At 67.3% G+C, this 22,351-nt stretch carries 17 protein-coding genes; 7 read left to right on the top strand and 10 right to left on the bottom strand.

Annotated elements, in window-relative coordinates:
- The first annotated feature begins 15 nt into the window (after window positions 1-15).
- Window positions 16-2,922, top strand: a complete 2,907-nt coding sequence (locus F5544_RS14125; RefSeq protein WP_174867336.1) for an FAD-binding and (Fe-S)-binding domain-containing protein — start codon at window positions 16-18, stop codon at window positions 2,920-2,922.
- A 3-nt stretch (window positions 2,923-2,925) separates the two neighbouring features.
- Here the strand turns inward: F5544_RS14125 and F5544_RS14120 are convergent, their stop codons facing one another.
- Entirely contained in the window at window positions 2,926-4,119 is a 1,194-nt protein-coding gene (locus tag F5544_RS14120; RefSeq protein ID WP_167473622.1) for a serine hydrolase domain-containing protein, read from the bottom strand.
- Between the two features lie 43 nt (window positions 4,120-4,162).
- Here F5544_RS14120 and F5544_RS14115 point away from each other — a divergent pair, with 43 nt between their 5' ends.
- A complete protein-coding gene (locus tag F5544_RS14115; protein ID WP_167473621.1) occupies window positions 4,163-4,993 on the top strand; it encodes a serine hydrolase domain-containing protein in 831 nt (276 codons plus the stop codon).
- Window positions 4,994-5,089: 96 nt separating this feature from the next.
- Window positions 5,090-5,623 (top strand): DUF3145 domain-containing protein, encoded by a 534-nt coding sequence (locus tag F5544_RS14110; protein ID WP_167473620.1) that lies wholly within the window; start codon window positions 5,090-5,092, stop codon window positions 5,621-5,623.
- A gap of 26 nt (window positions 5,624-5,649) precedes the next feature.
- On the opposite strand, the gene F5544_RS14105 is transcribed toward F5544_RS14110, so the two are convergent.
- Together F5544_RS14105 and F5544_RS14100 are read right to left on the bottom strand one after the other, a co-directional pair.
- Window positions 5,650-7,491 (bottom strand): cutinase family protein, encoded by a 1,842-nt coding sequence (locus tag F5544_RS14105; RefSeq protein ID WP_167473619.1) that lies wholly within the window; start codon window positions 7,489-7,491, stop codon window positions 5,650-5,652.
- A gap of 105 nt (window positions 7,492-7,596) precedes the next feature.
- Entirely contained in the window at window positions 7,597-9,135 is a 1,539-nt protein-coding gene (locus F5544_RS14100; RefSeq protein ID WP_167473618.1) for a M4 family metallopeptidase, read from the bottom strand.
- 31 nt (window positions 9,136-9,166) lie between these two features.
- On the opposite strand from F5544_RS14100, the gene F5544_RS14095 reads away from it, so the two are divergent.
- Window positions 9,167-9,478 carry a hypothetical protein gene (locus tag F5544_RS14095; RefSeq protein WP_167473617.1) on the top strand — a complete coding sequence of 104 codons (312 nt, stop codon included), beginning with the start codon at window positions 9,167-9,169 and terminating at the stop codon, window positions 9,476-9,478.
- 415 nt (window positions 9,479-9,893) lie between these two features.
- Here the strand turns inward: F5544_RS14095 and F5544_RS14090 are convergent, their stop codons facing one another.
- Complete coding sequence (locus F5544_RS14090; RefSeq protein ID WP_167473616.1) at window positions 9,894-10,781, bottom strand: ParB/RepB/Spo0J family partition protein; 888 nt, start codon at window positions 10,779-10,781, stop codon at window positions 9,894-9,896.
- Window positions 10,782-11,175: 394 nt separating this feature from the next.
- Between F5544_RS14090 and F5544_RS14085 the strand changes: the two genes are divergently transcribed.
- Window positions 11,176-11,721, top strand: a complete 546-nt coding sequence (locus F5544_RS14085) for a lytic polysaccharide monooxygenase auxiliary activity family 9 protein (protein WP_167473615.1) — start codon at window positions 11,176-11,178, stop codon at window positions 11,719-11,721.
- 278 nt (window positions 11,722-11,999) lie between these two features.
- Here F5544_RS14085 and F5544_RS14080 read toward each other — a convergent pair whose 3' ends face one another.
- The 3 genes from F5544_RS14080 to F5544_RS14070 form a co-directional block, all read right to left on the bottom strand.
- Window positions 12,000-13,133, bottom strand: a complete 1,134-nt coding sequence (locus F5544_RS14080) for an NDMA-dependent alcohol dehydrogenase (protein ID WP_167473614.1) — start codon at window positions 13,131-13,133, stop codon at window positions 12,000-12,002.
- 136 nt (window positions 13,134-13,269) lie between these two features.
- Window positions 13,270-13,800 carry a DinB family protein gene (locus F5544_RS14075; RefSeq protein WP_167473613.1) on the bottom strand — a complete coding sequence of 177 codons (531 nt, stop codon included), beginning with the start codon at window positions 13,798-13,800 and terminating at the stop codon, window positions 13,270-13,272.
- A 69-nt stretch (window positions 13,801-13,869) separates the two neighbouring features.
- The gene (locus tag F5544_RS14070; RefSeq protein ID WP_167473612.1) at window positions 13,870-14,934 is read right to left on the bottom strand and encodes a phosphotransferase family protein; all 1,065 of its coding nucleotides are present in this window, start codon (window positions 14,932-14,934) and stop codon (window positions 13,870-13,872) included.
- Between the two features lie 78 nt (window positions 14,935-15,012).
- Between F5544_RS14070 and pabB the strand changes: the two genes are divergently transcribed.
- A complete protein-coding gene (pabB, locus tag F5544_RS14065; RefSeq protein WP_167473611.1) occupies window positions 15,013-17,112 on the top strand; it encodes an aminodeoxychorismate synthase component I in 2,100 nt (699 codons plus the stop codon).
- 71 nt (window positions 17,113-17,183) lie between these two features.
- Entirely contained in the window at window positions 17,184-18,995 is a 1,812-nt protein-coding gene (locus F5544_RS14060) for a TerD family protein (protein WP_167473610.1), read from the top strand.
- 4 nt (window positions 18,996-18,999) lie between these two features.
- Here the strand turns inward: F5544_RS14060 and F5544_RS14055 are convergent, their stop codons facing one another.
- From F5544_RS14055 to F5544_RS14045, 3 genes are all read right to left on the bottom strand, one after another.
- Complete coding sequence (locus F5544_RS14055; RefSeq protein ID WP_167473609.1) at window positions 19,000-19,770, bottom strand: hypothetical protein; 771 nt, start codon at window positions 19,768-19,770, stop codon at window positions 19,000-19,002.
- A gap of 478 nt (window positions 19,771-20,248) precedes the next feature.
- A complete protein-coding gene (locus F5544_RS14050) occupies window positions 20,249-20,989 on the bottom strand; it encodes a TetR/AcrR family transcriptional regulator (RefSeq protein WP_238847238.1) in 741 nt (246 codons plus the stop codon).
- 8 nt (window positions 20,990-20,997) lie between these two features.
- Window positions 20,998-22,227, bottom strand: coding sequence for a cytochrome P450 (locus F5544_RS14045; protein ID WP_167479184.1), 1,230 nt, complete (start codon window positions 22,225-22,227; stop codon window positions 20,998-21,000).
- Between the last annotated feature and the right edge of the window lie 124 nt (window positions 22,228-22,351).

Raw genomic sequence — 22,351 nt, 5'->3', positions numbered from 1 at the left:
AGCACAAGGAATCCGATGACATCGAATACGACCGCCGAGCGCCTGGAGCGGGCGCTCCGCGAAACCATAAGCGGCGAGGTCGCTTTCGACGAATACACCCGTCACCTCTTCTCCCGCGACGCCAGCATGTACTCGATCATGCCGATGGGCGTGGTATTTCCCCGCGATGCCGACGATGTCGCCGCGGCGGTGCGGGCCGCGGGCACCGAGGGCGTGCCGATCGTCGCGCGCGGCGCGGGCACCAGCCTGGCGGGCCAGACCGTCGGCTCCGGGCTGGTACTCGATATGTCCCGGCACATGAACCGGATCATCGACATAGATCCGGTGGCCCGCACCGCGCTCGTCGAGGCCGGGGTGGTGCAGGATCAGCTGAACCGGGCCGCCGCCGCGCACGGGCTGATGTTCGGCCCGGACACCTCGACCAGCAATCGGGCCACCATCGGCGGGATGATCGGCAACAACTCCGCGGGCAGCGGCTCGCTCACCTACGGCATGACCATCGATCATGTCCGCGCGCTGGACGCGGTGCTCGCCGACGGCTCGCGCGTGCGGCTGGCGCCGGTCGACGAGGCCGAGCTTGAACGTCGCGCGCACCGGCCGACCTTGGAAGGCCGTATCTACCAAGCACTTCCGGATCTGATCAGCGCGAACGAACAGATCATCGAAGCCGGGATGCCCGTGTTCTGGCGGCGGGCGGGCGGCTACCGGCTCGACAGGCTGGCGGGTTTCGGCGCGGACCGCCCGTTCGACCTGGCCAAGTTCGTGGTCGGCGCGGAGGGCACGCTGCTGATCGTCACGCACGCGCTGGTCGATCTGGTGCCCAAGCCCGCGCACACGGTGTACGCGGTCGGCCATTTCGCCGACGCCATCAGCGCCATCGAGGCCACCACCGATGCGCTGAGCTGCGAACCGCATCAGGTCGAGCTGATGGATAAAACGATCCTCGACCTGTCCCGGCAGAAGATCGAATATGCCTCGCTCGGCGAAATTCTCGTCGGCGATCCCGGTGCGCTGCTTTTCGTTTCGTTCTCCGGCGACGACGAGACCGAGCTGATCGCGAAACTGGACCGGCTCGATGAACTGTGGCGGCGCGACGGGCACGGGTATCACACCCTGCGCGCGGTGACCCCTGCCGATCAGACCGCACTGTTGAAGGTCCGTAAATCAAGCCTCGGCCTGCTGATGGCCGCGGGCGAGGGCACCCGCCGCCCGCTCGCCTTCGTGGAGGACACCGCCGTCGAGCCGAGGCACCTTGCCGAATACACCAAGCGGTTCAAGGAGATTCTGGACGCGCACAAGCTGGCGGCCGGATTCTACGGCCACTGTTCGGTGGGCTGCCTGCACATCCGACCGTTCGTCGATCTCACCGATCCGGATCAGGTGGTGAAGATGCGCACGGTCGCCGAGGCGATCAAGGATCTGGTCGCCGAATACGGCGGGGTGAACTCGAGCGAACACGGCGACGGCCTGGCCCGCAGCGAATTCAATCCGGGCATCTTCGGCGACGAACTGTACGAGGCGATGCGAAAGGTCAAGCGGCTCTTCGATCCCGGCAACATCATGAATCCGGGCAAGATCGTCGACGCGCCGCCGATGACCGAGCATCTGCGCGACCGCGACGCGCTGCCGCCCGCACCGCCCATCGCGACGAAGCTGACGTTCGAGGTGGTCGGCGGTATGCGCGGCGCGGCGGACCGCTGCATGAATATCGGCCTGTGCCGCAAGGCCGGTCCCGGCGTGATGTGCCCGTCGTATATCGCGACGAAGAACGAGGAGCACGCCACCCGCGGCCGAGCCAACGCGCTGGTGAAAGCGCTGTCCGAACCGGATCCGCATACCGCGCTCGGCGACGAGCGGCTGCACGACATCCTCGATCTGTGCCTGATGTGCAAGGCATGCAAGAGCGAATGCCCGATGAGCGTAGACATGGCTTCGCTGAAGGCCGAAGCTCTGGCGCACCATCACGAAATCCACGGAACACCCTTGCGCGCAAAGGTTTTCGGATCCATTCGGCTGCTCAACCGGCTCGGTTCGGCGACCGCGCCGCTGTCCAACCTGCCCGGCCGGATCGGCCCGGTGCGCCGCATCATGGACCGCACGCTCGGCATCACGGACGCCCGCCCATTGCCGGTCTACCAGCGGCGCAACCTGATTCGCTGGTTCCGCCACCGAAGTGCCGCGCCCGCAACGTCACTGGGCACCGTCAACTGGCTCGCCGATTCGTTCAGCACCTATACCGAGCCGCGGATCGGCATCGCGGCCATCGAACTGCTCGAGCGCGCCGGATGGCGGGTCGATCTGGCCGCAGGCGGCTGCTGCGGCCGATCGAGCATGTCCAAGGGCCTACTCGATGACGCGCGGAAAAAGGCTGCGGGACTTATCGATTCGCTCGCGAACACCGAACCAGGCTCACCGATCGTCGGCTGCGAACCCTCATGCCTGTTCATGCTGCGCGACGAGCACGCGGCGCTGCTGCCCGACACGGCGGCGGTGCGAGCGGTCGCGGACCGGGTGCGGCAGGTGGAGGAACTGCTGATCGAGGCGATCGACGCCGGGCGGCTACGCCTGCGTGCCGATTCACCGCTCGCGGGCAAGCGGATCGTCTTCCACGGCCACTGCCATCAGAAGGCGGAGGTGGGCACGGCCGCGACCATGGCGCTGCTGCGGCGGATTCCGGGTGCGCGCGTCGAGGAGATCGATTCCGGTTGCTGCGGTATGGCCGGCTCGTTCGGCTTCGAATCGGAGCACTACCAGATGTCGATGAACGTCGGCGGCGACCGGCTCTTCCCGGCGCTGGCCGCCGAGCCCGCGGACACCGTCGTCGCCGCGACCGGAGTTTCCTGCCGCCAGCAGATCTTTCACGGCGCGGGCCGCACCGCATGGCATCCGGTCGAGCTGATCCGCGACGCGCTCGCCGAGTAGCGATCAGCCCCGGCAGCGCAGTAGCGCCGCGCGCAGATTCCTGCTGCGCACGTCGTCGAGTACGGCCATGCCGAGGCGGTTCATCGAATAGCCGAAGCCGAGACCCGTCGCCGGATCGGCGAAGCCGAAGGAGCCGCCGAGTCCCGTTGTGCCGTAGGCCCGTTTGTCCGAGCCGAAGCGGAAGGTGCCGCGGGACTTGCGGAAACCGAGGTGGTAGCGGCTCTTCATATGCAACACAAGGTCATCGGCGGGCACGTCGTCCGCGGTGTCGCCGACGGCGAGCCGGTCGAGCACCGCGTTGTCGATCGGCAGCGCACCGGTGCGCGCCGCGGCGGCACCGTAGACCCGGGCGAGGGATCTGGCGTTGCCGACGCCGTTGGAACCCGGCAACTCCACTTCGAGGAATTCGCGACGGGTGGCCCGGGCAGGTGCGCCGGTGCGTGGATTGGTAAGCGCCGCATACGAATGCCCGCGCTTACGGTAGACATCGATACCGATTCGCAGCGGCAGGTCGCGCTCGTAACGGAGAATGTCGACGCCCTTGGTGGCCGAGAGCACCGCGATCCGGTCCATCGGCTCGTCGGCGGGCAAGCCGATGAAGAAGTCCAGGCCTAGGGGTTTCGCGATCTCCTCCGCGAAAAACCGCCCGAGCGTTCGTTTCTCGGGGTCGACGCGGCGCACCAACTCGCCCTGATACAGGCCGAGGGTGATGGCGTGATAGCCGTGCCGGGTGCCGGGCCGCCATGCGGGCCGCTGCGCGGCCAAGATCTTCGCCAGTCCGTCCAGGTCGGCGATCTGCGGCAGCTTCACTACGGTGTCCAATCCGGACAGTCCGGCCTGGTGGTCGATCAACTGCCGCACCGTCACCGCGGCTTTGCCTTCCGCCGCGAATTCGGGCCAGTATTCGGCCACCGGCCGCTCGTAATCCAGCAGGCCGCGCGACACCAGGGTCGCGAGCACGAACGCCGCCATCCCCTTCGTCGAGGAGAACACCGGAACGATGGTGTCCCGCTCCCACGGCACTGTGCGCCGCCGGTCTCGATGACCGGCCCAGAGATCGACGACGGGCCGGTCGCCGTCGAAAACCGCGACGGCCGCGCCGATCTCGCCGTGCCGCTGGAAATTGCGCCGGAAGGCATCGGCGACGGGACCGTAACCGGTGGCCACCTCGCCGTGGATGGTGAGTGCTGCGCTCATAGTGGTACCGATGGTATCGGCTTCCGGCCGGTAGGCTCGCGGCGTGCGTTCTCTCGAGCAGATTCGCGATTGGCCGGCCCGGCATGCGGCCGCCGCGGTCGTCACCTCCGGCGGTGCGACCAGCGAGGGCGATATCGATCTGGTTTTCCCACTGGCCTCCGTCACCAAGCCGCTGGTCGCGTACGCGGTGCTGATCGCCGTCGAGGAGGGCGCGATCGAACTCGACCAACCGGCGGGCGCGCCCGGCGCGACCGTGCGTCATCTGCTGGCCCACACCTCCGGCGTCGCCTTCGACAGCGCCGATCTGCTGGCCGCGCCGGGCGCCAAGCGGATCTACTCCAGCACCGGATTCGAGTTGCTGGCCGCATTCGTCGCCGAGCAGACCGGCATCGCGTTCGAGGAGTATCTGCACGATGCCGTCTTCGAACCACTCGGCATGAAATCCTCGGAACTGGTCGGTTCGGCAGGACATGGCGCGCGCTCGACCGTGCGCGATCTGACTGCTTTTGCGACAGAATTGCTCACACCTCGGCTGGTGTCGCCGGAAATGCACGCGGCGGCCACCTCGGTACAGTTCCCCGGACTCAACGGCGTACTTCCGGGTTTCGGTTCGCAGCGCCCCAATGACTGGGGTCTCGGATTCGAAATCCGCGACGGGAAATCCCCGCATTGGACGGGTGCCACGAATTCGGCTCGAACTTATGGGCATTTCGGGCAGTCGGGAACATTTCTGTGGGTCGACCCCGAGTCGGCGCTGGCGTGTCTCGCGCTCACCGACGAGAATTTCGGCGACTGGGCGCGTGCGGCCTGGCCGCCGTTCAGCGATGCCGTGATCGCCGAGACATCACATACCGGCAACACGGTTCCGAAGTAACACGTGTAACTTCGGACACTCCAGTACACTCGGGCCACAGCCAGTACGACGGGTCGTTGGGGAAGACGGTCCTCGTCGAAGCTGGAGGTGTTAGTGGTGCGCGCATCGAGTCAGTTCGCGGACGCGACGGCGGGTGTGGTCTACATCCACTCGTCGCCCGCCGCGCTGTGCCCGCACGTCGAGTGGGCGCTGGCCTCCGCCCTGAGCGCACCCGCCAAACTGCGCTGGACCGCGCAACCCGCCGACGGCCAGCTACGCGCGACCAGCGAATGGATCGGTCCCGTCGGCACCGCATCGCGCATCGCCCAGGCGCTGCGGTCCTGGCCCGTACTGCGTTTCGAGGTCACCGAGGAGCCGAGCGACGGCGTGGACGGCGAACGCTACACCTTCGTACCCGGACTCGGGCTGTGGCACGGTTCGACCAGCGCCAACGGCGATGTCATCCTCGGCGAGATGCGGCTGCGCGCCATGCTGCAGGCCGCCCGCGAACTCGGCCGCTACTCCGGCTACGACCTGGCCGCCGAAATCGACCGCGCCATCGGCACCCCGTGGGACGAGGACCTCGAAATCTACCGCTACGGTTACGAATCCGGCGCCGAGGTGACCTGGCTCCGCCGCGACGTCGGCTGATCCGTCGCGACGGAGCCCGCCGCGTCTCAGCCGATCTGCCCGTTCAACCAATCGCCGAGCCACTGGATGGCGGTGCGGCCGGTGTCGTCGACGACGAGCGAGTTGTAGTTGATATGGGCTCCCGAGGTGACGAAGGTCGCGGCGCTCAACCCGTCACCGATCAGCGCGCCGAAATCCACTGCGCCGTATGCGAGTAGGCCACCGAGCGCGTCGGCCAGAGTCTGGGTGTCCACCTGCTGCAACATCGCGGCCAGATCGCGGCCCACCGGTTTCAGCCCGGCCAATGCCGCGGCCGCACCGTCGGCATCGGGCCGCTGTCCCGGCGGCGGGGCCAGCTTCGCGACCACCGAGGTGGCGACATCCTGGATCTGGCCGACGATCTTGGCCAGCTTGCTGAAATCGACCTTGGACAGAATGGCGGTCAGCCGCGCGATCGAGCTCGCGTAGCCGCGGGTATCGGGCGCCGCCGACAGCATTTTCGAAATCCAGTCGAAGTCGACGGATCCCTTCAGCAAGGGCTGGAACCGATTGTTCAGATCGGTGGCGGTTTGGCTGGCGCTCTGCGCATCTCCCGTCGCCACCTGCTGCACCAGCAGGGCGATATCCGACCCGATTCCGGCGAAATCCATTGTCGACACCGCGGATACGGCATCCAGGGTCTGATCGACGAACGCGCTGGTCTTGAGCGTCGGGAGGATTCCGGACGCCGAGCCGAGCACGTCGGGTGGCGTCGCGGTGAGCGGCGCGAGCTGGCCGCTCAGCGCATCGATCGCGCTGTTCAATGCGGTGGCGTCGGGCGAATCCATTGGCAACGTTGCGGTTCCGCCGTTCAGCAGCCGGTCGGCGGTAGCGGTGATCGACCGCAGCGCCGACGCGGCGTCGGTCAGATCGGACTGCGCGGCGCCCGCGAGCACCTGGCCCGCGCTGTTCTCCGGCGACCCGGCCGGTGCCGCGTCGAGCCGCGCGGTGGCGGCCTGATTCACCGCGCCGGAGCCGAGCAGATCCGCGAGCGGATCGATGGTGCCCGCCAATTTCCCTGCGCTGCTTCGTATCCGAGTCAGATCGAGACCGTCGCGCGCGTCGAGGGCCGCGGTCAGATCATTGAGGGCCGCGACCAGACCGGGCAGATCGGCCTTGGAGAAATCCGAGGTCAGCGCGCTCGCCAAGCGAGAGCCGTCGGCGCGGGTCTTGCTGAGCACCGAACCCAGCAATCCCAGAAACGGGTTGTCGCCCTTCTCGATCGAGCAGTACAGGTCACCGGGATCGCAGATCGAGACCACCCGCCCGGACAGTTTGCCCATACCCTCGGCCCGCGGATCGGCGATGCCGGTGCCGGACGAACGCGGCCCGACCTCCGATTCGCCGTTGGTCCCCGCGCCCGGATCGGCGAGCAGCCCCACCGCGATCACCCGGTCGGCGGATACCGGGCCGCGGCCGTTGCCGATATCGGCGGCGAGATCACCCGCCGCATCGGCGCCCTGACTGTATCCGGTGATGGTGAATCTCGCCGCTGGGCACCGCGTTTCGTAGTTACGCAGCGCGGTCCGCGCATTGCTCAGCGCGGTGGACTTGCTGTCGGCATACGTATGGCCGTTGTCGAAGGCGCGCGCCATGTACGGGGTGAAGTAGATGTCGGAGTCGGTGCCGTGCGCGCGCTGGAGCGCCTCGGCGATCGGCCCGAGCATCCCGGTGGGCCGGGTGGGATCGGCGTGTTCGTCGGTCTCCCAGGTGCCGGGGATGAACAGGTTGAAAGTTGTTGCGCAGCCGGCGGTTCCCGCATGTGCGGGGGCCGGCGCGGCGGCGAGGCCCGCGGCGACGCCGACGGCCGTCATCGTGGTGACCAGATATCGGGTGGACTTGGCTGACATCGGGGACCTCACAAGGGATTACGGGTGATTACGCGACGAGATCGGACGTTTCCGTGCCCGAGGTGGCGGCGGGAAACGCCCGATCCGTGATCGACGCCGAACTGCTCACGTGTTGACCTGAAGACTCGGCATGGCAACGGCCTTCACGGCATTACCCACCTGGACGCAGTCTTCGGCCGTCGTTCCGGCGACATGGTTCTGCACGTTGGTGCTGCACGCCTGACGCAGCGTGCTACCCAGCGTTCCGTAGGTGGCGTTCGGGGTCAGCAGCGTCTGCGTCGTGTAGTACAGCGCGGCCGTCTTCGGAATGCCGATACCGGTGACCGAGGTGCCGTTCAGCGTGCCGCCGTCCACCATCAGCTCGGCCGCCTTGTTGCCGACACCGCTGTTGATGTGGACCAGCCGCGACTGGTTGCTGGTGTCGGTGTACCAGTACTGGCCCTGGTAGGTGTCGGGCTGCTGATGTGCGTGCGGGTCGCGCATATCGCGGATCACGCCGAGGGAGCTGCATGCGCCGAGCTGCCACCGGTTGGCATCGGTGTTGCACGGGTTGGCCGTATCGGTCAGGAAGGTGAACTCGCCGAAGACATCCGACATCGACTCGTTGATCGCCCCCGAATCGTCGCGGTAGATCAGGCCGTTGAGCTTCTCGGTCACGCCGTGGGTGAGCTCGTGGCCGGTGATGTCCTCGGTGGTGACGCCCTCGCCGTAGGCCATATGGCCCTCGTTCCAGAAGGCGTTCGGGTACGGGCACTGATCGAGCGAGCAGATGCGAACGGTGCCGCGCAACGCCCTTCCGTTGCCGTCACCGGTATCGCTGCCGATGAGGTCGGTCAGGCTTTTCAACGGCGTGTACGTCGCGTAGAAGTTCTCCGTCGTGCCGAACCAGTTGTAGACGGCGTCGACATCATCGATGCCGGACGGGTCCTGCCCCTCGGTCCTGGTGGCCTGGAATCCGTCGGGGGTGCCGCACATGGTCGGGTCGGTCGCACCATTCAGGTCGACCTGCGCCTCGGCCGCATCGCAGATCACACGGTTGAGATGCTCTGTGTTGCTCCAACTGTCGAGCACCTTGCCGGTGTCGTTGGCGTCGACGAAGACGATCCACCGCCCCGGCTCCTCGCCCTTCTTGCCGTCGCCCTTGATATCGACCTTGTACGCGGGAACCGCGACGCTCGCCGCATCGTGCAGGGCGGCCAGCTTCGGGGCGTACCAGTTGGCCTTCGTCTCGACGACGGAGAACTTGTCGGCCGATACCTTGGTCTGGTCGACGAGCGCCTGCAGCGCGGTGGCGCCCACCTCGTCGGGCGGGGTCGCCGCGTCGGCCGGGTAGCTGCCCTGCGACTTGGTCGCCAGCGCACCGGTCACCGAGAGCAGCGAGCCGTCGGCGGCCAGCGACTCCGAGGCGGCGGCGCCGAAGACCGGGATGCCATCGATTTCCTGCCGCAGCCGGACGGTGGAGCCGTCGCCGACCGGAAGCACCTTGTCGACGACGAGTTCGCCTGGCACGTCACCGAATACCTTCTTGACGCCGTCGGCCTGCGCCTGCGCCGCGGCGGACGGTTCGGTGGCGATACCCGGTGGCGCGGGCAGCGGTTGCTTCGGCGTCACCTGGGTGACGCTGCCCTGCGGGTCCTTCAGCACATCCTTTGGCACGGCGCCCAATTCGGAGCCGGTGTACGAGCCGGTGGGCGGCTTCGGCGGAATCGGTTGCGGCACGGACGGAGTGGTCGGCGTTGCGGGCACCACCGGAATGGACGGCCGGGTCGAGCTGCTCGGTGGCACCGGACGCGGCGCGGGCGGTTTGGGGGCGGAGGTGGACGGGGCGGCCGGTGTCGTCGGTTTCGTCGGGGCGGCCGGTGTCGTCGGCGTGGCCGGCGCGGACGGTGAGCTCGGTGGAGTTGTCGGTGTCGTCGGCGGCTGCGCGATCGCGGAGCTGGTCACGAAAAACGATGCCAGCACCGCGGATACCGCTGCCGCGGTATAGCGAGATGCCCTTCGATGTGCGGAATTCATGCCCAAGTAGAACCACACTCGGGCCGTTACTTTCGAGTGGGGATTAGTGGGGACGGGGGTGTGCGCGGAGATTTGCCCGAGCGAATCCTAATCATCTCGGCGACGGCCGAGAATTCAATTGCCGAAACGAAACCCGCATTTACGCCGAATAGGTTCGGCACCAAATGCTTTGCGATTCCGGCGAATGCAGTATTGCGATTCCGGAGCCGTGCGATAATGAAAGGTCGGGCAGTTGCCGACGAGCCCGCCCTCGGCGCAGACCATAGCGTGGTCTACGCCGAGCGGCGCACCCGAGAAATACGGTACCGCCGTTCCCGATTGCCAACTCGCGACGTCCGGGATCGCCCGGATTCTGCGCACTCTGCGCAGAAATCCGAATTCGACGGCTATGCCACGTATTCCGACGGCGGTCCTTTCCGGGTCCTGGATTGCAAACGGTCACCTATCCGGGCCGCGAAACCCTGCCAGTTGGCCGCGTTCTGCCTGGCCATATCGAGGATGACGTTCAGACAGTGCTCCGGGATCCGGTCGGCGAGGTCCACCGACTGCGTCGGCGTGCGCGGACTGGCGTCCAGCCAGCGCAACAGCATTCGGCCGGTCTCGGTGAGCCGCAGCGACGGATCGCGGCGCAGGCTCTGCAGCAGCGCCGCGGAACACACCGGCTGCGCGGGCAGCGGCTCCGGCTCCGGCGCTGGTTGCGGCACCCCGGTGCGTTTTCGAGTTGTCTTGCAGCCCTTACGATCCGCGGTGCCGCGCACCCGGCGCATCCGGCCGTCGCGGCCGAGCCGGTGTCCGGTCTGGGGAACGTCCCCAGCGGACTGTCTGCGCACCGCGCCGACGGTTTTGTGGTCCAATCCGGTGACCTCGGCGATCTTGCGGTCCGACCACAGCGGATACATGCGCATGATGCGCAGCGCGGCGGCCTTTCGATCCACCGTGGTCAGCGGCATGCCGTGGGCGATATTGGCCCGCACCGCGAGCACGAACGCCTCCTGTTCGGTGCCGTCGAAGAACCGGGCCCGGATTACCCTGGCGCCCTTCGATTTAGCCGCCTGTAGTCGATGGGCACCGTCGATGAGCTGCATGGTGCCGCGGTGCACCAAGATCGGTGGCAGCTCAGTTTCGGTATTGGCGAGCACCCGCGTGTGTGCACAGTTCTCGGCGCGTACCCGAAGCGCGCCTCCATTGTCGATTGCCTCGATCGGGATTTCGACGACGATGTCGACAACTCCCGCTCTCGTGTCGTCATCCGTGTTCAACGTGTGTTCACTCACGGCGGTACTCCCCTGCCAGCGAAGCCGATTCCGTAGCAAATCCACGCCGATCCGAGCGCCGCATCAAGCGGAGATGATTGGGCACGACGCTGTACCGGGTCGGCGGTGATTGTCCAGCACGAACCGCAATCGTTTCACATGGAAGATGGAGCGGCAACGATAACGGGCCGAATGGTCGTAATTAGCCAGGTGCCGGTCGTTTGCGGAATCCGCCTCGGCCCCAACGCATCCGTGGCCGAGGCGCCGCCATGGGCCGTCACCTGCGCGCTCCCCAGTCGAGCCTCCCCACTCCTGGGAGGCTCGACCGGCTCGGCGACGGCGATTTATTGTTCAGATTCCAATTAACCCAGGGCCGGTCCCGGAACGGATATACGAGCAATCTCAGGAATAGAACATGTTTCGTCACCGCATCCTGTCCTTAGTCGGTGCCGTCGGTATCGCCCCCTTCATCGTCGCCATCCTGCCCGCCGCAACGGCGAGCGCGCACGGCTACATCTCCTCGCCCGCGAGCCGTCAGGCCCAGTGCGCTCGAGACCAATTGCCTTGCGGCCCAATCAAATGGGAGCCACAGAGCGTCGAGGGACCGAAAGGGCAACTCAACTGCAGCGCGGGCGATCCACGCTGGGCCGACCTGGACGACGACAGCAAACCCTGGCAGGTCTACCAGACCGGCAACTCGATAACCTTCACCTGGACCTTCACCGCCCGGCACCGGACGCTGAACTGGGAGTACTGGATCGGCGACACCCGCGTCGCCGTCGAGGACGGCAACGACAGTCAGCCCCCCGAAACCGTCACCCACACCGTGGATCTCGGCAACTTCACCGGACGGCAGAAGCTGATCGGCATCTGGAACATCGCCGATACCGCGAACGCCTTCTACTCGTGCGTCGACCTGAACATCACCGGCAGCAGCGCCGCACACCTGCGGGCCAACTGACCCGACGCCGACGCGTGGCGGGAGCCGGCTGCGGTGAACGGCTCGCTTCTCGCGTCTACCTTTGAGTCAGTAGATAATTCGGTGCCGCACCCCGTCTTCGAACCGCACACACGAAACAGCAAGTGTGAGGTTCGAAGACGGAGTGCGGCACCGTTCCGTGTCGTGCGACACGCGACGCCGCATGGCAACGCACCACTCGCCCACCTCGGGCGATTCCGCACGTCGTAGCGGCGCAACCACCTACGAGCGCGCCGATTCGGCGTGCAGCGGCCGGGGCGTCAGGCCCGGTCGGCGTCGGTGTACTTGATGATGCCGCGAATGTTCTTGCCGTCCAGCATGTCCCGGTAGCCCTGGTTGATGTCCTCCAGGCGGTAGGAGCGGGTGACCATATCGTCGAGGTTCAGCTGGCCCGCCTTGTACATGCGCAGCAGGCGCGGAATGTCAAGGCGCGCATTGCCGCCGCCGAAGATACAGCCCTTGACGGTCTTCTGCAGCATCGAGAGCAGGAAGCTGTTCATCTTCACGTCGAAGGCGTCCATCCGGCCCATCGAGGTGACGACGAGGGTGCCCGCCTTGGCGGTGAGCAGCAGGCCCTCCTCGATGTAATCGCCGTGCATCTCACCCATGGTGAGGATGACCTTCTCCGCCATCCGGCCCTCGGTGGCGTCCATCAGCGGCACGATCGCCTCGGCCATCGACGGATAGGTGTGGGTCGCACCGAATTTCTGCGCCTGCTCGAGTTTCCACGGATTCGGATCGATCGCGACGACCTTCTCCGCGCCGGACAGTACCGCGCCCTGCAGCGCGCTCATCCCGACGCCGCCGATGCCCGCGACGACGACGGTATCGCCGGGCATCACATTCGCCACATGCGTCGACGAGCCGAAACCCGTTGGGACGCCGCAGCCGACGAGGCAGGCCACCTCGAACGGGACGGTGGGGTCGATCTTCACGACGGAGGTGTGGTGCACGGTCATATAGGGCGAGAAGGTGCCGAGCAGGCACATCGGGATGACGTTCTGGCCGCGCGCCTGGATCCGGTAGGTGCCGTCGCTGACGGCGAGGCCGGACAGCAGCCCCATCCCCAGATCGCACAGCGCCATATGCCCGGCGACGCAGGCCGGGCAGCGTCCGCAGGCGGGTATGAACGACAGCACCACATGATCGCCGACCTGTAGGTCCGACGGCACGTTCGGGCCGAGTTTGGTGATCACGCCCGCGCCCTCGTGGCCTCCCATCACCGGGAAGGCGGGCATCGGGGTCGCACCTGTCACGATGTGGTGGTCGGAGTGGCACATTCCGGCGGTCTCCAACTGGATCTGCACCTCGCCCGCGACCGGATCACCGACCTCGATCTCCTCGACCGACCATTCCTGATCGATCCCCCACAGGATCGCGCCCTTCGTCTTCATTCCCGTCGGCCCTCTCGCATGCACGTGCTTATATGTGACTGCACCCACACTACGAGAAAAGTGGAACGCGTTCTAGTACTGCGTCGAAAATTCGTCCGTACCACTCACCTACCGACTTGAACGCGTTCCAGAAACCTCATCCTTTGACGTCGTATGCGTGATGCACCAGGTCGTGGATGAAGTAGCGGGCGAAGGAGTCCACCGTGAAAGTCGCGCCATCGCTGCGGGCGCCCTGCTTGGCACGCTCGGCGGCGGGCACGGACTCGAAGCTGTGCGCGACGATTTCGGCGGCTGCGGACAAATCGGCCGACACCGCGGCCGGATCCTGGGTGGCGTAGCCGTCGGCGATCGCGGTCTCGTCCTGATCCCAGTTCGCGAACTTCGGGACCGCGCCGCCCGGGGTGCCCGCCAGCATCAAACCGAGTCGTTGATCGAAGAGACGGCACACGTCACGCACGTGCGCGCCGTATTCCAGGGCCGACCAAGTGGATTCGTCGGGGCGCACGGCGGCGTCGGGACGACGCAGCACCGTCGCGAAGCGGCGCGCGACATCGCGGGTCAGCTCGGGCACGGCCTCGTACGCGGTGGCGCCCGCGTCGAAACCGCATTCGGGACAGGCCCGTTCGAGTACCCAGGTCCAGTTCTTCGTATCGGGAACGATCGGCATGCCGCCGAAGATATCCGTGGCAGCATTTGATCGGCGATAGATATCACGCCAGAATTCGGCGAGATCCGGTCACTCCATCAGACGATGGGCCTGCTCGAAGAGCTCCAAGGTGATCGCGTGCAGGAAATCGCCGACCTGCTTGGGCGCCTTGCCCGCGAACGCGCGAGCGTGCGTGCCCTCCAAGACGATTCCGAGCTTGAAGCAGGCGAGCACGGTGTACCAGGTGATCGAGCTGAGATCGCGATCGGAGAACTTGCCGTAGTGCGCGACCATCTCCGCGGGCGTCGGCAGCCCGCCCGCCGGGCCGAGCGTGCCGATCAGCGCGGATCCGGTGGTGCCTGGTTCCGGCCGGGTCGCGATCTGCCAGCCGAGGTCGAGCAGCGGATCGCCGATCGTCGACATCTCCCAGTCGACCAGCGCGAGCACCTTCGGCTCGTCATAGGAGAAGAGGATGTTGGCCAGATGGCAGTCGCCGTGCAGGATGCCGGGCGTCCACGTGGCGGGCCGGTTGCGATCGAGCCATTCGCCGACCCGTTGCACGCCGGGAATCTCCGGGCCCGGATATCCGGCGTTGGCGGAGTACGACTCCAGCTCACCGAGCCAGCGCGGGACCTGACGTTCCAGGAAACCCTCCGGCTTACCGAAATCGGCGAGGCCGATGGCGGTGTAGTCGACCGCGCCGAGCCGGGCGATGGCCTCGACCGCGGACAGACCCATCTGCCTGCGCGCCTCCGGATCCGACGCGTACAACTCGGGCAGTTCGTTCTGCGGGTTGAAGCCGTTGATGGGTTCCATCAGGTAGAAGACCGCGCCGATGACCGATTCGTCGAGGCAGGCCGCGATCACCCGCGGCGCGAGCACATCGGTTCCGGTGAGCGCCCCGAGCACCTTGGCCTCGCGTCCGATGACGTCATTGCTCTTGGCGCGCAGATGTTTCGGGCCGCGACGCAGCACATAGTCGCGGCCGCCCCTGGTGAAGCGCAACATGACGTTCTGGGTGCCGCCGCCGAGCGCGACCACCCGCTCGAATTCGCCCGCTGGCAGGCCCTGCTCATCCATCCACCGACCGACGGCGGCGAAATCGACGACGGCCTGGTCGACGTCGACCGGTTGCGAAGTAGACATGCCCAACATTCTGCACCACCGCCTCCGTAAACTGATGTCAGGTGACCACAGTTTCCGGCACGGGCCTGGGCGTACGCTGCGGGCACCATGCGCACGTTGCTCATCGACAATTACGACTCGTTCACCTACAACCTGTATCAGCTGATCAGCGAGGTGAACGGCGTCGAGCCGACCGTGGTGCGCAATGACGAGGCGGGCTCGGTCGAGCGGTTGGAGCTGGCGCGGTTCGACAATGTGGTGATCTCACCGGGTCCCGGGCGGCCGGACGTGCGGCGCGATATCGGGATCTCCGCGGCGGTGATCCGGGAGTCCGAGCTGCCGTTGCTCGGGGTATGCCTGGGGCATCAGGGCATCGTGGTCGCCGCGGGCGGCCGGGTCGGTCCCGCGCCGGTGCCGCGGCACGGATATCTGGAGACGGTCGAGCACGACGGAATCGATCTGTTCGAGGGGCTGCCACAGGATTTCACCGTGGTGCGCTACCACTCGCTGGCCGCGCTGCGCCCGCTGCCGGACTGCCTGGAGATAACCGCCGAGGCGGCCGACGGGGTGATCATGGGCGTGCGGCACCGGCACCGGCCGCAGTGGGGGGTGCAGTTCCATCCCGAATCCGTCGCCAGTGAATACGGTGCGGCACTGTTCCGGAACTTCGCGAAACTCACCGCGGCGCAGCCGAACCGGGCCACGCGGCAGGAAAGCTACGCGGTGCTGGGCGCGCCTGCCCGGCGTCCGGTCGAAACCGCCCGCGACAGTGCGCGATTCGAGCGACCGTGGATCGTCGGCCACGAGGTGATCGAGCGGGCCGTCGATTCCGAGGCGGCTTTCGTTCGGCTGTACGGGGATTCGCCGACGGCGTTCTGGCTCGACAGCGAGTACGTCGAACCCGGCCTCGACCGGTTCTCCTTCCTCGGCGACGCCAGTGGCCCTGGCGCGGAGGTGGTGCGGTACCGGGTCGGCGACGGCGCGGTGGTGGTGGAGTCCGCGGACGGCCACCGGCGCACCGTCGAGGGCGGCATCCTGGATTACCTGGGTGCGCAACTGCGGCTGCGGCGCGCCGAAATACCGGAGCTGCCATTCGATTTCGCGGGCGGATACGTCGGATACCTCGGCTACGAGGTGAAGGCCGACTGCGGGGCGCGGGCCGCGCACCGAGCGCCGACACCGGACGCGCAGTGGATCTTCGCGGACCGGTTGGTCGTCGTCGACCACGTCGCCCGCCGGACCCATCTGCTGGCCCTCACCGAACCGGCGCCGGATGCCGTTCGGGCGGGGGCGGATTGGCTGCGCGACACCAGGGAGATCCTGGAATCGCTGCCCACATGGGCGAATCCGCCCGAGCTCGCGGCGGTCACCGATCCCGGGGAGGTCGCGGCCCTGCTCACCCGGGGCAAGCAGCGCTACCTCACCGATATCGCGGTGTGCCAGCGGCGATTACGGGCGGGCGAATCGTACGAGATCACCATCTCCGACAGCGCCGTCACCGATATCGACGCCGACGGACTCACCTTCTACCGCGCGCTGCGCCGCTGCAATCCGGCGCCGTACGCGGCGTATCTGCGCTTCGCCGACCTCGACATCGCCTGCTCGTCACCGGAACGCTTCCTCAAGGTGGACCGGGCCCGCACGGTGGAGAGCAAACCGATCAAGGGCACCGCGCCGCGCGGCGCGACCCCGGACGAGGACGAGCGACTACGGCGCGAACTCGCCGACAGCCCCAAGACCAGGGCCGAGAACCTGATGATCGTCGACCTGCTGCGCAACGACCTCGGGCGGGTCTGCCGGATCGGCAGCGTGCACGTGCCGAAGCTGATGGCCACCGAGGCGTACGCGACCATGCACCAACTGGTTTCGACGGTGCGCGGCACCCTGCGCCGCGACGTGGACGCGGTCGATCTGCTGCGCGCCTGCTTCCCCGGCGGCTCGATGACCGGCGCGCCGAAACTGCGCACCATGGAGATCATCGACGAGCTGGAAACCGAAGCGCGCGGGATCTATTCGGGCACCATCGGATTCCTCGGGCTCGGCGGCACCGCCGACCTCAATATCGTCATCCGCACCGCGGTGCGCTACGCCGGGCGCTGGCGGATCGGCGCGGGCGGCGCCATCGTGCTCGACTCCGACGCCGAGGACGAGTACCGCGAGATGGTGCTGAAGGCCGCGGCCACCTATCGCGCGGCCACCGCCCGGTAATCGCACGGATCGCCGAACAAACACGCCGCCGCGATCGGTGTGTCGGAGGCGCGTGGCATAGTTCGAGGACGATGAAACTCAGCAAAGGCGCCAACGCACCGATCCCGACATCGCTTCTCGCCGTGGTTGTTTCATGGCGGTCCGGACCGGTCATCGATGCGAACGCGCTGTTGCTCGACGGTTCGGGCCGGGTGCGTGCCGACCGGGATCTGGTGTTCTACAACGCGCCCCGGCACATCTCGCAGGCGGTGACGCTCGACCAGGAACCCGCGCCGCGCACCGCCCGGCTGAGCGTCTCGCTGCCGCGCACCGAACCCGATGTCGAGCGCATCGTCATCGCAGGCTCGGTGGACGACGGAACCTTCGGCGATCTCGCGGGTTTGGCCGTCACCGTGCACGATGCCGACGGTCCCGCGCTGACCTTCGAGATCGATGCGCCCGATCCGGTGACGGCGATGGTGTTCGGCGAGTTCTACCGGCGCGACGGCGGGTGGCGCTTCCGTGCCGTCGCACAGGGCTGGGACAACGGCCTCGCCGGATTGGTCACCGAATTCGGCGTGCGGGTCGACGAGCCGAACGCGCGGGCGGGCTCGCGCCATGAATCCGGCTCGGCGGCAGACGGACTCGGCGCGGCCGAGGACCGATCCGACGGCACCCATCGAGCCGACAGCGGGTCGGCCGCATCCGGCCGGCGCCACGGTCCGGCCGAGGGTCACACTCGCTCCAGCGGGCACGGCGATGCCGAACACCGTCGGACCGATCCGGTCCGGCGGGTCGAACTGGATCGGCGCACGATCGAGATACCGCCCGCGCCGCCGCCGAATCCCGAACTGGCGGACTGGCATCCGGATCCGGAGGGTCGGCCCGGACTGCGCTGGTGGGATGGCACGGAATGGACCGGATCGACGTTCACTCCCCCGCCACTGCGCCCCGGGAACTGCGCCAGGTGCGGTAATCCGTTGCGGCGCAAACTGTTCGGCGGAACCGTGCCGTGTCAGAGCTGCGCTGCGGAGATCGAGGAGTTCCTGACCCACTGGCATTCCCGCGCCTGGCGGGTGCTGACCGGCTCCGGCGCGCGCGGGCCCGAATGGGCGGAGCTGTGGGCCTCGCTGCGCTACCAGCGGATTTCGGCGGACGCGGGCCGTAACGCGTTGCGCGACATGGGACTCACCTATGTGGAGCGCCTGGTGACCTTCGCGTTCGCGGACGGCGAGATCGAACAGGCGGAGCTGGACGCCTTCGAGCACGCGATCGCCGAATTGGGCCTGTACGGGCCGCAGATCGAGGAGCTGCGCAGGCGAATGCACCGGGGCCGCACGCTGTCCCGGCTGCGCGGCGGCGAGCTGCCGCAGGTGCGCACCCGCGGCCTGCACCTGGATCCGGAGGAGAAGGTGCACCTGGATCTGCCCGCCGTCCACGTCCGGCAGCTGGCCCGCGGACCGAAGTTCACCGAGGGCCGCCTGCTGGCGAGCAATAAGAAGCTGCGCTTCGTCGGGGCCGGTACCGGCACCGAAATCCCTTGGTCCCGAATCGTTTCGGTACATGCTGAGGCCAATACCGTTGTGCTCGGGGCCACCTCGGCGCGCGGCGGAGCCACCTTCGAGGTGGGTGACCCCGACTATGTCGCCGCCGCGTTGGAGGGCACGCTGCGGGTGGCCAAGCGGCTGGTGCTCACCCCGCGCCAGCTGGACACCCGCAGCATCCCGCAGGAGGTGAAAGCCGAAGTGTGGCAACGCGACGGTGGCAAATGCGTCGAATGCGGCGACGGCCACTACCTCGAATTCGACCACATCATCCCGCTCAGCCGCGGCGGCGCGACCAGCGCGAGCAATCTGCAGATCCTGTGCCGATCCTGCAACCGCGCCAAGGGCGCCCGGATTTGAGAACTCAGGATGGCAGGTGCCGCAACACCATCGGCTCGGCGCAGAACCGCTTGGTGGCCTCGTCCGGTGTCAGCCCGGTGGCGGCGAGACCACCCGCGTCCGCGACCGTACAGGTGCCCGAGACCTTTCCGGCGGCGTCCTTGCTCAGGTCGACCCGTGCGGTGACCACACGCCGCAGCTGGGCGCCCTGGAAGGTCGCGAAATCGATATCCCAGTGCGCCGCACCGTCTCTGGCGTCGATCGCGACATACCCGCTAGGCGTCCGTTCCGGGCCGAGACCGAACAGCTCCCCCGAGTTGACGAACTCCGGGTCGCCGCCGGTGGCGTGATAGATGACGAAGCGGGAGTTCACCACGCCCTGGGACAGCGGCACCACCAGCTCGTCTCGGCCGTCGGCGTCGAGATCGCGGAGCACGGGTTCGCCGACGATCCGATTGTCGTGCTCGACGATGGTCTGCCTACGCGCGCCGTCCCGCCCGATCACCTGAATGGTCACCGTGGCTTGACCGTTCTCGGTGGTGTGGCGCACCGTGAACGATTCACCGGCGCTGTCGGTGGAGGTGAGCTTGCAGTCCCGCGGTGAATCCGGCGGGGTCGCGACATCGCCGCACAGCGGCAGTTCGGCGTCAGGGGTACTGGGACCGGCCGAGCTGGTGGACGAACCCGCGGTGACCGTGGTCGGCGTCCCGGTCCGGTCCGCCGAGTCTTTGCCGCCGCACGCAACCGCCAGCACCGCGACTGCGGCGCAGGTGGTGGTGAGCAGGATCCGCCCCATGCAGCAGAGGGTAGCCACCCGCCGTCGTCACCACCCGGCGCTCGGTCACCACGGCGTGTTCCGGACCCGCACAACGCAGCCACAGCCGGATAGCCGCACACCCGGCCGCATCGGCACGGACGCACCGGCGCACGGACGCACCGGCGCACGGACGCACCGGCGCACGGACGCACCGGCGCACGGACGCACCGGCGCACGGACGCACGGACGCACGGACGCACGGACGCACGGACGCACGGACGCACGGACGCACGGACGCACGGACGCACGGACGCACGGACGCACGGACGCACGGACCAGCATTACGGCGAATCGGCAAATCCCACGGCCGAATCGGCTGAGCCACGGCCGAATGGTCGAATCGGGCTGAGCCACGACCGAACCAGCACAACCCCACGACCGAACCGGCTAAGTCCGCGGCCGCGTCGACCCACCCGGCGATCCGCGATCACATCGGCTCGGTCCGAGAACGAGCCTGCTACCCCTCGACCGGATCGGCCGACCCCGCCGACAAACCGACCGCGCGCCCCAACTCCGCCAGCATCGCGTCGAACAGAATCTCCGGGTTCGCCAGTGGGATCGGGTAATTGCCGAACACCTCGAGGGTCACGTGCCCGTACAGCCGCGCCCAGATCTGGATCATCAGATATGTGACGCCCAGGTCCAGCTTTTCGGCGGGGAACTTCTGCCCGGATTCGGAAAGCATTGCCAGCAGCTCGGTTTGGAAACGGGTCAGGTCGTCGCGCAGCTCCGGCGGTATGACATCCGTTGGCGGCGTGATGATCTCGCGGGTGGCCAGCAGGCGGCCCGCCGCGGCCAGGAAGACCAGGCCGAAGGGTTCGCCGAACCGGCGCATGGTGTCCGCACCCGCGCCGGGTGAGGCGAATACGAGGGTGTACTCCCTGCGGTGCGCGAGCGCCCAGCGCCGGAAACCCTTGCAGATGGCGAAGAATCGCACCGCGCCGTCCTCGGGGAGGCAGGCGATCTCGGCGGACAGCTCCGCCGCGAGGTCGGCGCAGAATTCCCGGCGCAGCCGCTCCATCAGATCGTCGAGCGACCGGTAGTACCGGTACAGCGCGGGCGCGGTGACCCCGAGTTCACGGGCGATGGCCCGCAGCGTCACCGCGCCGGGCCCGCGTTCGGTCAGCAGGTCGCGGGCGACGCGCCGGATATCGGCCTCGCGCACAACCGGCGCACGGCCCCGTGGTCTGGCGTTCACGACTCGATTCAAACGTATTCGACATCCCATCGCTTGATGCCGTTGAGCCAACCCGACCGCAACCGCACCGGATCCGCGACCTGGCGCAGGTTCGGCATGGTGTCGGCGATGGCGTTGAACATCAGGTCGATCTGCAGCCTGGCCAGATTCGCGCCGACGCAGTAGTGCGTTCCGGTGCCGCCGAATCCGACGTGCGGATTCGGATTGCGCAGCACGTCGAAGGTGAACGGATCGTCGAAGGCGTCCTCGTCGAAATTCGCCGAGCTGTAGAACAATCCGACCCGCTGCCCCGCCGCGACGGCCTGCCCGCCGATGACGGTATCCCTGGTGGCGGTGCGCTGGAAGGCGGTGACCGGCGTCGCCCAGCGGACGATTTCGTCGGGTGCGGTGCGCGGCCGCTGCGCCTTGTACAGCTCCCACTGCTCGGGATGGTCGACGAAGGCCTTCATGCCGTGGGTGATCGAATTGCGGGTGGTTTCATTGCCCGCCACCGAGAGCAGGATGACGAAGAACGCGAACTCGTCCGATCCGAGGTGCTCACCATCGATATCCGCGTTGACCAACTGGGTGACGATATCGTCGGCCGGGCAGCGACGCCGCTGCTCCGCCATATTCCAGGCGTATCCCATCACCTCCGCGGTGGCGGCGTGATGGTCGCCCTCGAATTCCGGATCGTCGTAGGAGATCATCTGATTCGACCAGTCGAAGATCTTCCTGCGATCGGCCTGCGGCACCCCGATGAGTTCGGCGATGGCCTGCAGCGGCAGCTCGCAGGCGACCTGTTCGACGAAGTCGCCGCTGCCGGATTTCTTGGCCTCGTGCACGATCCGGGCGGCGCGTTCGGTGAGCGCGGCGCGCAGGCTCTCCACCGCGCGCGGGGTGAAACCCTTGGAGATGATGCGGCGGATCTTGGTGTGCTTGGGCGGGTCCAGATTGAGCAGCAGCATATTGCCGAGCATGTCGATCTGTTCGCGGGTGGTCTCCTCGTTGAACCGGATGATCGCGGTGTTGCGCTGCGCGGAGAACACCTCGGGATTCTTCGAGATCTCTTTGATGTGCTCGAGTTTCGACACCACCCAGTAGCCGCCGTCGTCGAAGCCGCTCGCGCGGTCGGGCTGGGCGCACCACCAGACCGGTGCGGTGCGGCGCAGTTCGGCGAATTCGCGAACGGGCAGCCGAGTCGCGAGCAGGTTCGGGTCGGTGAAGTCGAATCCAGCGGGAAGTGCCGGTGTAGTCACGGTCACGGCTAACTCCTAAACGATCCGCACAGGTGTCAACCCACCTCGCGGATCACACGTCACTGCGTGGAACACGTTCTAGAAGGAGATCAAACCACGGATCGCCGATTCGTGAACACGATTT

It is taken from the genome of Nocardia arthritidis (genome assembly GCF_011801145.1).
GTDB lineage: Bacteria > Actinomycetota > Actinomycetes > Mycobacteriales > Mycobacteriaceae > Nocardia > Nocardia arthritidis_A.
Note: the sequence above shows the minus strand (reverse complement) of the source record. Positions and strands in the feature narration are given on the sequence as shown.

Excerpts from the sequence above, each read along its gene's own strand:
- F5544_RS14125 (WP_174867336.1), top strand. The coding sequence starts at position 16 with ATGACATCGAATACGACCGCCGAGCGCCTGGAGCGGGCGCTCCGCGAA.
- F5544_RS14120 (WP_167473622.1), bottom strand. The coding sequence starts at position 4,119 with ATGAGCGCAGCACTCACCATCCACGGCGAGGTGGCCACCGGTTACGGT.
- F5544_RS14105 (WP_167473619.1), bottom strand. The coding sequence starts at position 7,491 with ATGTCAGCCAAGTCCACCCGATATCTGGTCACCACGATGACGGCCGTC.
- F5544_RS14085 (WP_167473615.1), top strand. The coding sequence starts at position 11,176 with ATGTTTCGTCACCGCATCCTGTCCTTAGTCGGTGCCGTCGGTATCGCC.
- F5544_RS14080 (WP_167473614.1), bottom strand. The coding sequence starts at position 13,133 with ATGAAGACGAAGGGCGCGATCCTGTGGGGGATCGATCAGGAATGGTCG.
- F5544_RS14075 (WP_167473613.1), bottom strand. The coding sequence starts at position 13,800 with ATGCCGATCGTTCCCGATACGAAGAACTGGACCTGGGTACTCGAACGG.
- F5544_RS14070 (WP_167473612.1), bottom strand. The coding sequence starts at position 14,934 with ATGTTGGGCATGTCTACTTCGCAACCGGTCGACGTCGACCAGGCCGTC.
- pabB (WP_167473611.1), top strand. The coding sequence starts at position 15,013 with ATGCGCACGTTGCTCATCGACAATTACGACTCGTTCACCTACAACCTG.
- F5544_RS14060 (WP_167473610.1), top strand. The coding sequence starts at position 17,184 with ATGAAACTCAGCAAAGGCGCCAACGCACCGATCCCGACATCGCTTCTC.
- F5544_RS14055 (WP_167473609.1), bottom strand. The coding sequence starts at position 19,770 with ATGGGGCGGATCCTGCTCACCACCACCTGCGCCGCAGTCGCGGTGCTG.